This is a genomic window from Pseudomonas lactucae, assembly GCF_016937615.1.
In the GTDB taxonomy this organism is placed as follows: Bacteria; Pseudomonadota; Gammaproteobacteria; order Pseudomonadales; family Pseudomonadaceae; genus Aquipseudomonas; species Aquipseudomonas lactucae.
Genome location: NZ_JAFHKI010000049.1, coordinates 1 through 14,998, shown reverse-complemented (window position 1 = coordinate 14,998; position 14,998 = coordinate 1). Strand labels below are relative to the sequence as shown.

The following is a 14,998-nucleotide window of genomic DNA, read 5'->3' as shown; positions in this document are numbered from 1 at the left end:
CCCCTCCCACATTCAAGCTTTAAAGCTGTGTCGTTATTGGAACAACGACTCACTCGACAAGCCGTTCTTCTCCAGGATCTCACGCAAGCGCTTGAGCCCTTCTACCTGGATCTGTCGCACCCGCTCACGGGTCAGGCCGATCTCCAGGCCTACGTCCTCCAGGGTACTGCTCTCATGGCCACGCAGGCCGAAGCGGCGAATCACCACCTCACGCTGCTTGTCCGTCAGCTCAGACAGCCACTGGTCAATGCTTTGGGAAAGATCATCATCCTGCAACAACTCGCAAGGATCCGTAGGGCGATCGTCCGTCAGGGTGTCCAGCAGGGTTTTATCCGAATCCGGGCCCAGCGAGACATCGACCGAAGACACGCGCTCGTTAAGACCGAGCATGCGCTTGACCTCACCCACCGGTTTTTCCAGCAGGTTGGCGATTTCTTCGGGCGAAGGTTCATGATCGAGTTTCTGAGTCAGCTCACGCGCTGCCCGCAGGTAGACGTTGAGCTCCTTGACCACATGGATCGGCAAACGGATCGTGCGGGTCTGATTCATGATCGCCCGTTCGATGGTCTGGCGAATCCACCAGGTGGCATAGGTTGAAAAACGGAAGCCCCGTTCAGGGTCGAACTTCTCCACAGCCCGGATCAAGCCCAGGTTGCCCTCCTCGATCAGGTCCAACAGGGACAGGCCACGATTGACGTAGCGTCGGGCGATTTTCACCACCAGGCGCAGGTTGCTTTCAATCATGCGCTTGCGCCCGGCCGGGTCACCCTTTTGCGACAAGCGCGCAAAATGGACTTCTTCTTCGGGGGTGAGCAGAGGGGAAAAACCGATTTCATTGAGGTACAGCTGGGTCGCGTCGAGCGCCCGCGTGTAGTCAATGTATTTGTGTTGCTTTAACGCGGTGGAGTTCTTGGATTTGGTGCGAACTGAAGGTTTAGCAGCCCCTTCATCATTCGACATCGATTCCTTATCGATACCGGCCTCCATAAGGAGAACCTCATCGTCGATGTCAAACTCCGGCGCTTCTTTACTGAGAGCCATTGTTATAGTCCTTTGGTGAGTTCGACCTCAAGCTCAAGCGACGCCTTTATCCTTGGCAACGCTGGAGCCTGTTCCTTCTACGTGAGGAACAGGCTGTGCAACACATCAACGACGGGGTAGGAATTGCAGAGGATCTACAGGCTTCCCTTGGCGGCGAATCTCAAAATGCAGCTTCACCCGGTCTGTCCCCGTTGAACCCATTTCGGCAATTGTCTGTCCGACTTTGACCTGCTGCCCCTCCCGAACCAACAGCCTGCGGTTATGACCGTAAGCACTGACGTAGGTATCGCTGTGTTTGATGATGACCAGCTCGCCGTAGCCCCGCAAACCACTCCCGGCGTACACCACTGTCCCATCAGACGCAGCTAAAACAGGCTGTCCCAAATCCCCGGCGATATCAATGCCTTTATTCAAACTACCGTTTGAAGAGAATTTTCCAATTAACACTCCGTTTGAAGGCCATCCCCAGCCGGTCGGCGCAGGCCCGGCAGGTGGCAACGGCGCGGGTGCCGGCTTGCTGGCAGGACTCGGTACGCCGTGCCGGCAGGCCGGGTAATGATGGTGGTCTTGCTCGAAGACGAGGGTGAAGATCCGGTGTTTGTCACAACTGCCGTAGACGCGGCGCGGTGCGGCCGTCGAAGCGAATCGTCTGCCCCGGATGGATCGTGTAGGGCACCGGAATATTGTTACGCGCTGCGAGCGCCTTGTAGTCCCAACCGTAGCGGAAGGCGATCGAAAACAAGGTGTCCCCCTTGCGTACCACATATTGCCCGGTGGTCACCGTGGGCCTTTGCGGCGCGGCATTAGTGCGGTCAACGACCCGCGCGCCGCTGCTCGGCGAGCTGGAACAGCCTACCAACACCGAACTGAAGACAAGGCCAAGCACCAGTCGCTGAAAGCTTGTTTTACTCATACGCTGCGCAAGACCTGTGAGACTCACCCGCCGCTCCCTTTGTGGTGGCTGAATATGAACGCCTGTATCAGGCTTGAAATGTGACGCAAGTATAACTGGGCATTGAAGTTTTACCGGCACACGACTGAAACGAATCATTCAACGTGTTGAATCACTACGGCCATCATGTTGACTTGATAGACCCCGCCGTAAGACACATCCCCATCACCAGAATTCACTGCCGACGAAAATTGATCAGGCCAACGGGCCATTGAGCAACGGCACAAAGCGTACGGCACCCAGTACATGCCGGGAAAAACCGTCGTCTTCACGCACGATAAGCATCAATTGTTGCACTTCGCCGGAGCCCACCGGGATGACCAGGCGCCCGCCCGGCGCCAGTTGGTCGAGCAACGCCTGCGGAACATCAGTGGCCACGGCCGTCACGATGATACCGTTATAAGGCGCCAATGCCGGCCAGCCCTCCCAGCCATCACCCCAGCGGAATACCACGTTACGCAGATTGAGCTCCACCAGACGCTCCTTGGCACGGTCCTGCAGCACCTTGATGCGCTCCACCGAGAATACCCTCTCCACCAACTGCGACAGCACAGCGGTCTGGTAGCCGGAACCGGTGCCGATCTCCAACACCTTGTCCAATGGCCCTGCCGCCAGCAGCAGCTCGCTCATGCGCGCAACCATGTAAGGCTGGGAGATGGTCTGGTTATGGCCGATGGGTAACGCCGTGTCTTCATAGGCCCGATGGGCCAGGGCCTCATCCACAAACAGATGGCGCGGCGTGCGGCGGATCACTTCCAGCACCTGGGCGTTGGACAGGCCTTCTTCGTACAGGCGCTGGATCAAACGCTCACGGGTACGCTGGGAGGTCATCCCGATGCCGCGACGCAGCAGGTCGTCTTGTTCACGAGCCATCAGCGCAGCCCCTCCAGCCAGCCATCGAGACCACGGAAGGCATCACTGAAGGTGCGATCGAGTTGCAACGGAGTAATCGACACATAACCTTGCATCACCGCATGAAAGTCCGTGCCCTCGCCACCGTCTTCGGCGTCGCCCGCCGCGGCAATCCAATAGCCTTCCTTGCCTCGCGGGTCGACCACCTTCAACGGGGCCGTCGCCCGGGCGCGATGGCCAAGGCGTGTCAGCTGGATACCGCGAATGTGATCAAGGGGCAAATTGGGAATATTGACGTTGAGCACCGTGCGCGGCGGCAAGTCCAGGGAGCCATGGGCCTCCACCAGCTTGCGCGCGAAATAGGCGGCGGTGGGCAGGTTGTCGAGTTGGCGCGAAGCCAGGGAAAACGCGAACGAGGTGCGGCCCAGGAAGCGTGCTTCAAGGGCGGCGGCCACGGTACCGGAATACAGCACGTCATCGCCCAGGTTTGCCCCGAGATTGATGCCCGACACCACCAGGTCCGGCTCCTGCGCAAGCAGGCTGTTGATCGCCAGGTGCACGCAGTCGGTGGGGGTACCGTTCACGCTGATAAAGCCATTGGCCAGAACCTGCGGGTGCAGGGGACGGTCGAGCGTCAGCGAACTGCTGGCGCCGCTCTTGTCCTGGTCGGGGGCAACCACCACGCACTCGGCATAATCTGCCAGCGCAGCATGAAGCGCGGCAAGACCGGGTGCGGTGGCACCGTCATCGTTTGATATCAGAATACGCATGGGCTGTCCGTCTGCCCCACCGGCACCAGATCAACAAGCTCGCGCACCAAGACAGTGGCGAAGCATCCGGCCGGCAGGACGAATTCCAATTGCAGAATGTCAGGCCCGGGATAATGCCACGTCAACCCGCCAATGGGCAGCCGCAGAATGCGACGTTCCTGGCTCATGCCGGCATTCACCAGCCAATCGCGCAGCTCGGCTTCGCTGGCGGCAATCGCCTGTTCCAGCTCATGGGTCGCGCCGGTCGCGGGCGAATCGCCCTCCCCCCATTGCGGCCCGGTCGGATGCAGGTCGAGGATCGCCAGGCGCGGGTCGCTGCATTCAGCTTCGCCCGCCGGGAAAAAACTGCGGCTGTCGGTAAACGCCAGCAAGTCGCCGACCTGGGCCCGTTGCCAGGAACCGTCGGCAACGCGCGCCGCCAATACCTTGTTAAACAGAAAACTGCGCGCGGTGGACAGCAACCGCGAACGCACATTGCGCTGTTCGGGCAAGGCCTTGCGCGCGGCCCACTCACGGGCGTCAACCACATTGCCGCCGTTATGACCAAAACGCTGGGCACCAAAGTAGTTCGGAATGCCGTGCTGGGCGATCAACTGCAAGCGTGCGTCGATAGCCGCATGATCGCCGGTCAATTGAGTCAGGCGCAGGGTAAACCCGTTGGCCGAATGTGCGCCACGCTGCAGCTTGCGTTTGTGCCGCGCGGTTTTCAGGATTTTGAGGGTGTCGTTTTGCGCAGCGCTCATGTCCGGATCCGCCTTGCCCGGCAACTGCACGCTGAACCACTGGCGGGTCAGCGCCTGGCGGTCCTTGAGCCCGGCATAGCTGACGGTGCGCAACGGCACGCCGGCAGCCTTGGCGATACGGCGCGCGGCTTCCTCGGTGTTCAGGCCACGCTTTTCCACCCACAACCAAAGGTGCTCGCCGTCGCCGGTCAGCGGAATATCCAGTACTTCGTCGACCTGGAAATCTTCGGCGGTGGCCTTCAGGACGGCGCTGCCCAAGGCGTCGCCATAGGCACGCGGGCCCAACAGTTCCAAATCATTCATGCGCGCAGCAACAAGGCGACGGAGTGCACCGCAATGCCCTCTTCACGACCGGTAAACCCGAGCTTTTCGGTAGTGGTGGCTTTCACGTTCACTTGATCCAATTCAATGTTCAGGTCGGCGGCAATCAGTGCGCGCATCGATTCAATGTGAGGCGCCATTTTCGGCGCCTGGGCCACGATGGTGTTGTCGACGTTAGCGACCTTCCAGCCCTTGGCATGGATCAGGCCGACCACATGGCGCAGTAATACGCGGCTGTCCGCGCCCTTGAACGTGGGGTCGGTGTCCGGAAAGTGCTTGCCGATATCACCCAACGCCGCCGCGCCGAGCAAGGCATCGCTCAAGGCATGCAACACAACGTCGCCGTCGGAATGAGCCAGCAACCCATGGTGGTGTGCAATACGCACGCCGCCCAGGGTGATGAAATCGCCTTCAGCGAAACGGTGCACATCGTAGCCGTGGCCAATACGCATAAAAAAACGCCCCGATTTTATTCAGGGCGTGATTCTACCTACTTTTGCCGCACATTAACCGAGCAAAGCACGGCCATGGTGTCGCAAATGGTCTTCGATGAAGCTGGCGATGAAGAAGTAGCTGTGGTCATAGCCGGGTTGCAGGCGCAGTTCGAGCGGATGCCCGGCGGCCTTGGCCGCTTGTTGCAAGGCTTCAGGCCTGAGTTGCACGGCGAGGAAGTCGTCGCGGTCGCCCTGGTCCACCAGCAGCGGCAGCTTTTGCGAAGCTTCGCTGATCAACACGCAGGCATCCCATTCACGCCACTTCGAGCGCTCTTCGCCCAGGTAACGGGAGAAGGCTTTCTGGCCCCACGGGCAATCCATCGGGTTGTTGATCGGCGAAAACGCCGACACCGACAAGTAGCGCCCAGGATTGCGTAAGGCACATACCAACGCACCGTGACCGCCCATGGAGTGACCGCTGATGCCGCGTTTATCCGAAGCCGGAAAATGCGCTTCAACCAACGCCGGCAATTCCTGCACCACGTAGTCATGCATCCGATAGTACTTGGCCCAAGGTTCCTGAGTGGCATTCAGGTAAAAACCGGCGCCCAGGCCGAAGTCCCAGGCGTTGTCAGGGTCACCCGGCACTCCGGGGCCGCGCGGGCTGGTGTCCGGCGCGACGATGATCAGCCCCAGCTCGGCGGCCATGCGCTGGGCGCCAGCCTTCTGCATGAAGTTTTCATCGGTGCAGGTCAACCCGGACAGCCAGTACAGCACCGGCAACTTACCGCCCTGCTCCGCTTGCGGCGGCAGGTAGACGGCAAATGTCATGTCGCAACCGAGCACATCCGAATGATGCTTGTAGCGTTTATGCCAGCCGCCGAAGCTTTTCTGGCACGACAGATTCTCCAGACTCATGGCCGACCTCAGAAGTGGATGACGGTACGAATGCTCTTGCCTTCATGCATCAGGTCAAACGCTTTGTTGATGTCTTCCAGGCCCATGGTGTGGGTAATGAACGTGTCGAGTGGGATCTCGCCGTTCTGGGCCATTTCCACATAGCTTGGCAATTCGGTACGGCCGCGTACGCCGCCGAAGGCCGAACCGCGCCAGACACGACCGGTCACCAGTTGGAACGGACGGGTGGCGATTTCCTGGCCAGCACCGGCCACACCGATGATCACCGACTCACCCCAGCCTTTGTGGCAGCACTCAAGGGCGGCGCGCATCAGTTGCACGTTGCCGATGCATTCGAAGGAAAAGTCCACGCCGCCGTCGGTCAAATCGACGATCACGTCCTGGATCGGGCGGTCGTAGTCTTTCGGGTTGATGCAGTCGGTGGCGCCCAATTGCTTGGCGATTTCGAACTTGGCCGGATTGATGTCGATGGCGATGATGCGACCGGCCTTGGCCTTGACCGCACCGATCACCGCCGACAGACCAATACCGCCGAGGCCGAAGATGGCCACGGTATCGCCGGGCTTGACCTTGGCGGTATTGATCACCGCACCGATACCCGTGGTGACACCGCAACCGAGCAGGCAGACTTTTTCCAGCGGCGCGTCCTTAGGAATCTTTGCCACGGAAATTTCCGGCAACACGGTGTACTCGGAGAAGGTCGAGGTGCCCATGTAGTGGAAAATCGGCTGACCTTTGTAGGAAAAGCGCGTGGTACCGTCGGGCATCAGGCCTTTACCTTGGGTGGAGCGAATGGCCTGGCACAGGTTGGTCTTGCCCGACAGGCAGAATTTGCACTTGCCGCATTCCGGGGTGTACAGCGGGATCACATGATCGCCCACGGCAACCGAGGTGACGCCCTCGCCGATCGCTTCAACCACGGCACCGCCTTCGTGACCGAGGATGGACGGGAAGATACCTTCCGGGTCCGCGCCCGACAGGGTGTAGGCGTCGGTGTGGCATACGCCGGAAGCAACCACGCGCAGCAGGACTTCGCCGGCCTTGGGCATGGCGACATCCACTTCCACGATCTCCAGCGGTTTTTTGGCTTCAAAGGCGACAGCGGCGCGTGACTTGATCATCCGGGTTTCTCCAGGCACTGAAAATTGAGAAGAGCAGTGTAAAACACCGCCCAGTGATTAATAATCCAGCACAAAGCAAAACATTATTGCCACACAGGGACAATCCTCATGCTGGAGAACCGCTGGGAAGGCATTGACGAGTTCGTCGCCGTGGCCGAATGCAGCCAATTTACCGCCGCAGCCGAGCGCCTTGGCGTATCCTCGTCCCATATCAGTCGCCAGGTCGCACGCCTGGAAGAACGCCTGCAAACCCGTTTGCTGTATCGCAGTACGCGCAAAGTCACCCTGACAGAAGCCGGACAAACCTTCCTCCAGCATTGCCAACGCCTGCAAGACGGTCGCGAAGAAGCGCTGCGCGCGGTCGGCGACCTGGCCAGCGAACCCAAAGGCATGTTGCGCATGACCTGTGCCGTGGCCTATGGAGAACGTTTCATCGTGCCGCTGGTGACGCGATTCATGGGGCTTTATCCGCAGCTGCGGGTGGATATTGAACTGAGCAACCGTCAACTCGACCTGGTACACGAAGGCCTGGACCTGGCGATTCGCCTGGGGCGCCTTTCTGACTCAAGCATGGTTGCCAGCCGCCTGGCGCCCCGCCGGATGTATGTGTGTGCATCACCGTCCTACCTGGAACGGTATGGGCGCCCTCATAGCTTGTCGGAACTGAGCCGGCATAACTGCCTGATCGGCAGTTCGGATATCTGGCAATTGGCTCAGGATGGGCGCGAATTTTCCCAGCGTGTCCAGGGAAACTGGCGCTGCAACAGCGGGCAAGCGGTACTGGATGCAGCGCTGCAAGGGGTGGGGTTGTGCCAGTTGCCGGATTATTACGTGCTGCAGCATTTGCACAACGGTACGCTGGTGTCGTTGCTTGAAGCGCATCAGCCGCCAAATACTGCAGTGTGGGCGCTGTATCCGCAGCAGCGGCATTTGTCGCCGAAGGTTCGCAAGTTGGTGGTTTTTTTGAAGGAAGGGCTGGCTGAGAGATCGGAGTACTGCGGTTGATTGTGTGCTGTTCAGGCGGGCCGTCATCCGGTTTCGCTGATTACCGCCGATTCGCCCAGCGCAACCGCAACCACTCAAGGTCCTCCGGTCGGGTCACCTTGATATTGTCCGAGCGCCCTTCGATCAGGCGTGGCGCCTGGCCGGACCATTCCATGGCCGAGGCTTCGTCGGTGATGACCGCGTCGGCCACCAGACTGTCGGCCAATGCGCGGTGCAAGGCACCGAGGCGGAACATTTGCGGCGTGTAGGCTTGCCAGATCAAGCTGCGGTCGACGGTTTCCACCACCCGGCCGTGCTTGTCGACGCGTTTAAGGGTGTCGCGAGCCGGCACGGCCAGCAGGCCACCGACAGGATCATCGGCCAGCTCGCTTAACAGTTTGTCGAGATCATCACGGCTCAAATTGGGCCGGGCAGCATCATGCACCAGCACCCAGTCGTCATCACTGGCGCCCAGGGCGTTCAAGTGCAGCAGTGCATTGAGTACCGAGCCCGAGCGCTCTGAACCACCGTCCGCACGCTGGATACGTGGGTCAACGGAACAGGCCAGCGTGGGCCAATAGGGATCATCGCAGGCCAGACTGACCACCAGCCCCTTGAGGTCTGGGTGATCGAGAAAACAGCCAAGGCTGTGTTCGAGAATAGTGCGTCCACCGAGCTGCAAATATTGCTTGGGACGGTCCGCGGCCATACGGGCACCGACGCCCGCGGCAGGAATCACGACCCAGAAGGCCGGCAAGCTGTTGCTCATTGGGCCAACTGGTAGAGGGTTTCGCCCTCCTTCACCATGCCCAATTCATGACGCGCCCGCTCTTCAACGGTCTCCGTGCCTTTCTTCAGCTCAAGCACTTCGGCGTCGAGGACGCGGTTGCGCTCCAGCAGGCGTTCGTTTTCGGCATGCTGGTCGGCAATTTGCTGGGTCAGGTCTTTTACCTGCGCGAAGCTGCCATTACCCACCCAGAGGCGGTATTGCAGGCCGGCCAGCAACAAGAGCAAGACGAGGAACAACCAATTGGGACTGCGCATCGAATATCGGGTATCCAGTGAAAAAAGACCGCCATGCAAAACTTTTGCAGCAACTGATAGCACGAAGCCTGGAATAACCAGGCTTGTGCTTGATAGCCATCAGATTAGCGCCGAAATGTTCACTATCGTGAATTTTTCCGACGCAATCCGCCGACCTTTTACCATTTTTTTCATCATGTAGCGATCAGCCGCGAAACTCGCCGCGACCGTTGTACTTGGCCTTACCCGCCAGTTGCTCTTCGATACGCAGCAATTGGTTGTACTTGGAAACGCGATCGGAACGGCACAGGGAACCGGTCTTGATCTGGCCCGCCGAAGTGCCCACGGCCAGGTCGGCAATGGTCGAGTCTTCGGTTTCGCCGGAGCGGTGGGAGATCACGGCAGTGTAGCCCGCAGCCTTGGCCATCTGGATCGCTTCCAGGGTTTCGGTCAGGGTACCGATCTGGTTGAACTTGATCAGGATCGAGTTGGCGATCTTTTTATCGATGCCTTCTTTCAGGATCTTGGTGTTGGTAACGAACAGGTCGTCGCCCACCAGCTGGACTTTCTCGCCGATTTTGTCGGTGAGGATTTTCCAGCCGTCCCAGTCGGACTCGTCCAGGCCGTCTTCGATCGAGATGATCGGATAGCGCTGGGTCAGGCCCTTGAGGTAGTCGGCGAAACCTTCGGAGTTGAACACCTGGCCTTCGCCGGACAGGTTGTACTTGCCGTCTTCATAGAACTCGCTGGCCGCGCAATCCAGGGCCAGGGTCACGTCGGTGCCCAATGTGTAACCCGCGTTGGCCACGGCTTCGGAGATGACTTTCAGCGCATCTTCGTTGGACGCCAGGTTCGGTGCGAAACCGCCTTCGTCACCCACGGCAGTGCTCAGGCCACGGGCCTTCAATACAGCCTTGAGGTGATGGAAAATCTCGGTACCCATGCGCAGGCCTTCGGAGAAGGTCTTGGCACCCACCGGCTGCACCATGAATTCCTGGATATCGACGTTGTTATCGGCGTGCTCGCCACCATTGATGATGTTCATCATCGGCACCGGCATCGAGTAAACACCCGGCGTACCGTTCAGGTTGGCAATGTGCGCGTACAGCGGCAGGTCCTGGTCCTGGGCGGCGGCCTTGGCGGCAGCCAGGGACACGGCGAGGATGGCATTGGCGCCCAGGCTGCCTTTGTTTTCGGTGCCATCGAGCGCGATCATCGCGTGGTCCAGGGCTTTCTGGTCAAGCGGATCCTTGCCCAGCAACAGGTCACGAATCGGGCCATTGATGTTGGCTACCGCCTTGAGAACACCCTTGCCCAGGTAACGGCTCTTGTCGCCATCACGCAGTTCCAGCGCTTCGCGCGAACCTGTGGAAGCACCGGACGGCGCGCAGGCGCTGCCGATGATGCCGTTATCGAGAAGCACGTCGGCTTCGACGGTGGGGTTGCCACGGGAGTCGAGAACTTCACGACCTTTGATGTCGACGATTTTTGCCATTGTTGTAAACACTCCAAAGTTGACGAAAACGACGCAGCTGAAGGGAAACTTTTGACCGACCGCAAGGGTGGAACAACGGGGCAGGCTTGCAGGCGACAAGGCTCAGGCCCGAGGGCCTGAGCAGAAAGCGTGGGAAAGTCTACCGGAGAAACGACGCTTACGCGGTCTCTACCGTCGGAAAACTCTTGACCAGTTCGTCCAACTGCTTGAGCTGGGCCAGGAAAGGCTCCAACTTGTCCAGGCGCAGGGCACATGGGCCGTCGCATTTGGCGTTGTCCGGGTCCGGGTGGGCTTCCAGGAACAGGCCGGCCAGGGACTGGCTGAGGCCGGCCTTGGCCAGGTCCAACACCTGGGCACGGCGCCCACCGGCGGAATCGGCACGACCACCGGGCATTTGCAGCGCGTGGGTCACGTCGAAGAACACCGGGTACTCGAACTGCTTCATGATGCCGAAACCGAGCATGTCCACCACGAGGTTGTTGTAGCCGAAGCTCGAACCCCGCTCGCAAAGAATCAACTGGTCGTTACCCGCTTCCACGCACTTGTTCAGGATGTGTTTCATCTCCTGGGGCGCGAGGAACTGGGCTTTCTTGATATTGATCACCGCGCCGGTCTTGGCCATCGCCACGACCAGGTCGGTCTGGCGCGACAGGAAGGCCGGCAACTGGATGATGTCGCACACTTCGGCGACCACGGCAGCCTGCTCGGGCTCGTGGACGTCGGTGATGATCGGCACACCGAAAGCTTGCTTGATGTCCTGGAAGATCCGCATGCCTTCCTCAAGGCCTGGGCCGCGATAGGAGGTCACCGACGAACGGTTGGCCTTGTCGAAGCTGGCCTTGAACACATACGGGATACCCAGTTTCTGGGTAACCTTTACGTACTCTTCACAGACCTGCATCGCCATGTCACGGCTTTCCAGCACGTTCATGCCGCCGAACAGCACCATGGGCTTGTCGTTGGCGATTTCGATGTCGCCGACACGAATGATCTTCTGGGCCATCAGGTTTACGCCTTCTTCTGGTGTTGCGTCAGTGCAGCCTTGACGAAACCGCTGAACAGCGGGTGGCCGTCACGTGGCGTCGAGGTGAACTCCGGATGGAACTGGCAAGCGACGAACCATGGATGATCCGGTGCTTCAACCACTTCAACCAGCGCGCCGTCACCGGAGCGACCGGAAATTTTCAGGCCGGCCTCTTTGATCTGCGGCAGCAGGTTGTTGTTCACTTCGTAGCGATGACGATGACGCTCGACGATCACGTCCTTGCCGTAGCAATCGTGAACCAGCGAGCCCGGCTCCAACAGGCAGTCCTGCGCGCCAAGGCGCATGGTGCCGCCCAGGTCGGAGCTTTCGGTACGGGTTTCAACGGCGCCGGTGGCGTCTTCCCACTCGGTGATCAGGCCCACGACCGGGTGGCCGCTCTTGCCGTCGAACTCGGTGGAGTTGGCGTCTTTCCAGCCCAGCACGTTACGGGCGAACTCGATGACGGCCACTTGCATGCCCAGGCAGATACCCAGGTACGGCACTTTGTTTTCACGCGCGAATTGCACGGCAGTGATCTTGCCTTCCACGCCACGCAGGCCGAAACCGCCTGGCACGAGGATCGCATCGACACCTTCGAGCAGCGCGGTGCCCTGGTTCTCGATGTCTTCGGAATCGATATAGCGCAGGTTGACCTTGGTACGGTTGCTGATCCCGGCGTGACTCATCGCTTCGATCAGCGACTTGTACGCATCCAGCAGTTCCATGTACTTGCCGACCATGGCGATGGTGACTTCGTGCTCAGGGTTGAGCTTGGCGTCAACCACGGCTTCCCACTCGGACAGATCCGCGCCGCCGCATTGCAGGCCGAAACGCTCGACGACAAAATCATCCAGGCCTTGGGAATGCAGGATGCCCGGGATCTTGTAGATGGTATCGGCGTCTTCCAGGGCAATCACCGCACGCTCTTCGACGTTGGTGAACTGGGCGATCTTGCGACGCGAGGAAATGTCGATCGGGTGATCGGAGCGGCACACCAGCACGTCCGGCTGCAGGCCGATGGAACGCAGTTCCTTGACCGAGTGCTGGGTAGGCTTGGTTTTGGTTTCGCCGGCGGTGGCGATGTACGGCACCAGTGTCAGGTGCATCAGCATCGCGCGCTTGGCGCCGACTTCGAAACGCAATTGGCGGATGGCTTCGAGGAACGGTTGGGATTCGATGTCACCCACGGTGCCACCGATCTCGACCATCGCCACGTCGGCATCGCCTGCGCCCTTGATGATACGGCGCTTGATTTCGTCGGTGATGTGCGGGATCACCTGGATGGTTGCACCCAGGTAGTCACCACGGCGCTCCTTGCGCAGCACGTGCTCGTAGACACGGCCTGTGGTGAAGTTGTTGTTCTGGGTCATGGTCGTGCGGATGAACCGCTCGTAGTGGCCCAGGTCCAGGTCGGTCTCGGCGCCGTCATGTGTGACGAACACTTCACCGTGCTGGAACGGGCTCATGGTGCCCGGGTCGACGTTGATGTACGGGTCCAGCTTGAGCATGGTGACTTTAAGCCCCCGCGCCTCCAGGATGGCCGCCAATGAAGCGGAGGCAATGCCTTTCCCCAATGAAGAAACAACACCGCCCGTGACGAATATGTAGCGCGTCATGAAAAACCCTAGAAGTCTGCGTTAAAGCGGTCCGAGCCGCCGGGGAAAGCGAAGAGAGGCCGAAGCCCCCGATCACCTGCATTAATCACAGTGCACCTTTCAAAAAAACCGCCGCGTTGTGACAGACCAGCAATGGAACACCGGTACGTTGATCGCTACACATTTTTTGGAATCGCCCAGCAAAGACTGCTTGGTAATCGGCAACTGCTGCGATTCAGGCGAATCCACAGAAGTTGTATCAAGAAGGGAGCGTAGTCTACCGGAAAGGCGCTATCAGCTCAAACCTTGATCGCAGGTCTGTGGCATCCAATGTAATTGCCAGCCTTCACTTGAGGCGGCCCAGCGCCCAGTGAGGTTGGGCACGCCGAGCAATTGCTGGCCCTGATACAGCAGCGGCAATCTGCCACGGATGAAGCCCGGCAACCCACTTTCGTTAAGCAGGCGCTTCAAGTCACGCCGGCCTCGGCCGGGCACTTCAAGCATTTCACCGCCCTGGCGATAACGGACCAGCAGCGGGCCTTCAGGCGCCTCGCCGCTCAATTCCAGGCGGCCATTGCCGGGCAACTCCAAGGGATTTTGCGGATCGGGCCAGCTCACAGCCGCGTCGGAAAATTCCGAGAATGCACAGGGCAACCACCAGAGACGCCCGCCGCAACGGTGCAACTCACCATCCGCCAGGCGCCACACAGGCTGTGCGTCGCCCTTGGCATCGCGCAGAGAACGCCAACTGGCCCAGTGGTCGCTGTCGGGTAAGCGGGTCAGAGGCGTCAGCCAATGACGCAGTGCGTTGCGCTGACGGGCGTCGGAAAGCTCGCGTAACGGCGTGAGAGCCAGTGACGGCAAAGGCAACCAGGGAAACGGCGAAGGTTGATCGGCGGTTTTCAGGTCCATGCGCGCCAACTCGTCCAGCAGGCCCTGGGCTTCGTCGAGGTGTTCGACAGCACGGGCCAGGTTTGAAACGGCTTGCGGCCAACGGTCGGTGAGTGTCGGGAAGACGCGGTGACGCAGGTAATTGCGCGAGAAGCGTGGATCGGCGTTGGAAGGATCCTCGATCCACTGCAACTGATGCGCATCGGCATAGTTTTCCAATTCAACCCGCGATACATCCAGCAGAGGCCGCACCAGATGACCACCCGCCAACCGTCGATGCGCGGGCATTGCCGCCAACCCTCGCACCCCCGCTCCACGCAGCAGGCGAAACAGCAAGGTTTCTGCCTGATCGTCGCGATGCTGGCCTGTCAGCAACACCTCCCCTGCCCCCGTCACCTCGGTAAATGCCTGGTAACGCGCGTCACGGGCCGCACGCTCAGGGCTGGCGCCGGATTGGACCTGGACGCGCATCACGCGCAACGGCACGCCCAGACCGTCGCATACCGACTGGCAATGACCGGGCCAGGCGTCAGCCGCCGCTTGCAAGCCATGATGAATATGCACGGCACTGAGGGGCGGGAGCGTTTCGGTTTTTGCCAGGGAGGCCAACAGGTGCAGCAGGACGGTGGAATCAAGGCCACCAGAGAATGCGATGTGCCAGGCCGGGGCGTCGCGCCAAGGGGTCAGGGTTTGCAGGAGTTTGGCGGTTAACAGGGGCTTCATGGATAAATACCGCCATCAATCTGGAACGCGATAACTCAGCATACACAAAGCAAATGTGGGAGGGGGCTTGCTCCCGATAGCCTTACCTAGCAGCTATCGGGAGCAAGCCCC

At 59.9% G+C, this 14,998-nt stretch carries 14 protein-coding genes and 1 pseudogene; 1 reads left to right on the top strand and 14 read right to left on the bottom strand.

The annotated features are described in order from the left end of the window. Positions 1–33 precede the first annotated feature (33 nt). The 8 genes and pseudogenes from rpoS to JWR98_RS09570 all read right to left on the bottom strand — a co-directional run bounded on the left by rpoS (position 34) and on the right by JWR98_RS09570 (position 7,152). Entirely contained in the window at positions 34–1,041 is a 1,008-nt protein-coding gene (gene rpoS, locus JWR98_RS09605) for an RNA polymerase sigma factor RpoS (protein ID WP_078731890.1), read from the bottom strand. A gap of 105 nt (positions 1,042–1,146) precedes the next feature. Further along, positions 1,147–1,981, bottom strand: a pseudogene (locus JWR98_RS09600) (peptidoglycan DD-metalloendopeptidase family protein). A gap of 207 nt (positions 1,982–2,188) precedes the next feature. Further along, positions 2,189–2,824 carry a protein-L-isoaspartate(D-aspartate) O-methyltransferase gene (locus tag JWR98_RS09595; protein WP_169899534.1) on the bottom strand — a complete coding sequence of 212 codons (636 nt, stop codon included), beginning with the start codon at positions 2,822–2,824 and terminating at the stop codon, positions 2,189–2,191. 41 nt (positions 2,825–2,865) lie between these two features. Further along, positions 2,866–3,615, bottom strand: a complete 750-nt coding sequence (gene surE, locus JWR98_RS09590; RefSeq protein WP_003172302.1) for a 5'/3'-nucleotidase SurE — start codon at positions 3,613–3,615, stop codon at positions 2,866–2,868. Then, the gene (truD, locus tag JWR98_RS09585; protein WP_078731888.1) at positions 3,603–4,661 is read right to left on the bottom strand and encodes a tRNA pseudouridine(13) synthase TruD; all 1,059 of its coding nucleotides are present in this window, start codon (positions 4,659–4,661) and stop codon (positions 3,603–3,605) included. The genes surE and truD overlap by 13 nt, the downstream gene beginning before the upstream one ends. Beyond that, on the bottom strand, positions 4,658–5,131 hold the full coding sequence (ispF, locus tag JWR98_RS09580; protein WP_003172300.1) for a 2-C-methyl-D-erythritol 2,4-cyclodiphosphate synthase: 474 nt from the start codon (positions 5,129–5,131) through the stop codon (positions 4,658–4,660). Before ispF ends, truD begins: the two co-directional genes overlap by 4 nt. A gap of 54 nt (positions 5,132–5,185) precedes the next feature. Next, positions 5,186–6,031, bottom strand: coding sequence for an S-formylglutathione hydrolase (fghA, locus tag JWR98_RS09575; RefSeq protein WP_205489842.1), 846 nt, complete (start codon positions 6,029–6,031; stop codon positions 5,186–5,188). A gap of 8 nt (positions 6,032–6,039) precedes the next feature. Continuing rightward, positions 6,040–7,152 carry an S-(hydroxymethyl)glutathione dehydrogenase/class III alcohol dehydrogenase gene (locus JWR98_RS09570; RefSeq protein WP_078731886.1) on the bottom strand — a complete coding sequence of 371 codons (1,113 nt, stop codon included), beginning with the start codon at positions 7,150–7,152 and terminating at the stop codon, positions 6,040–6,042. A 108-nt stretch (positions 7,153–7,260) separates the two neighbouring features. Between JWR98_RS09570 and JWR98_RS09565 the strand changes: the two genes are divergently transcribed. Beyond that, positions 7,261–8,157 carry a LysR family transcriptional regulator gene (locus tag JWR98_RS09565; RefSeq protein ID WP_078731885.1) on the top strand — a complete coding sequence of 299 codons (897 nt, stop codon included), beginning with the start codon at positions 7,261–7,263 and terminating at the stop codon, positions 8,155–8,157. A gap of 40 nt (positions 8,158–8,197) precedes the next feature. Here JWR98_RS09565 and ispD read toward each other — a convergent pair whose 3' ends face one another. The 6 genes from ispD to tilS all read right to left on the bottom strand — a co-directional run bounded on the left by ispD (position 8,198) and on the right by tilS (position 14,887). Beyond that, the gene (gene ispD / locus JWR98_RS09560; protein WP_205489841.1) at positions 8,198–8,905 is read right to left on the bottom strand and encodes a 2-C-methyl-D-erythritol 4-phosphate cytidylyltransferase; all 708 of its coding nucleotides are present in this window, start codon (positions 8,903–8,905) and stop codon (positions 8,198–8,200) included. Next, entirely contained in the window at positions 8,902–9,180 is a 279-nt protein-coding gene (ftsB, locus tag JWR98_RS09555; RefSeq protein WP_003172294.1) for a cell division protein FtsB, read from the bottom strand. Before ftsB ends, ispD begins: the two co-directional genes overlap by 4 nt. A gap of 184 nt (positions 9,181–9,364) precedes the next feature. Continuing rightward, positions 9,365–10,654 (bottom strand): phosphopyruvate hydratase, encoded by a 1,290-nt coding sequence (eno, locus tag JWR98_RS09550; RefSeq protein ID WP_078731883.1) that lies wholly within the window; start codon positions 10,652–10,654, stop codon positions 9,365–9,367. Between the two features lie 157 nt (positions 10,655–10,811). After that, positions 10,812–11,657, bottom strand: a complete 846-nt coding sequence (kdsA, locus tag JWR98_RS09545; RefSeq protein WP_003172292.1) for a 3-deoxy-8-phosphooctulonate synthase — start codon at positions 11,655–11,657, stop codon at positions 10,812–10,814. A gap of 5 nt (positions 11,658–11,662) precedes the next feature. Then, entirely contained in the window at positions 11,663–13,294 is a 1,632-nt protein-coding gene (locus JWR98_RS09540; RefSeq protein WP_078731881.1) for a CTP synthase, read from the bottom strand. A gap of 273 nt (positions 13,295–13,567) precedes the next feature. Then, positions 13,568–14,887, bottom strand: a complete 1,320-nt coding sequence (tilS, locus tag JWR98_RS09535) for a tRNA lysidine(34) synthetase TilS (protein ID WP_078731880.1) — start codon at positions 14,885–14,887, stop codon at positions 13,568–13,570. Positions 14,888–14,998: the final 111 nt, after the last annotated feature.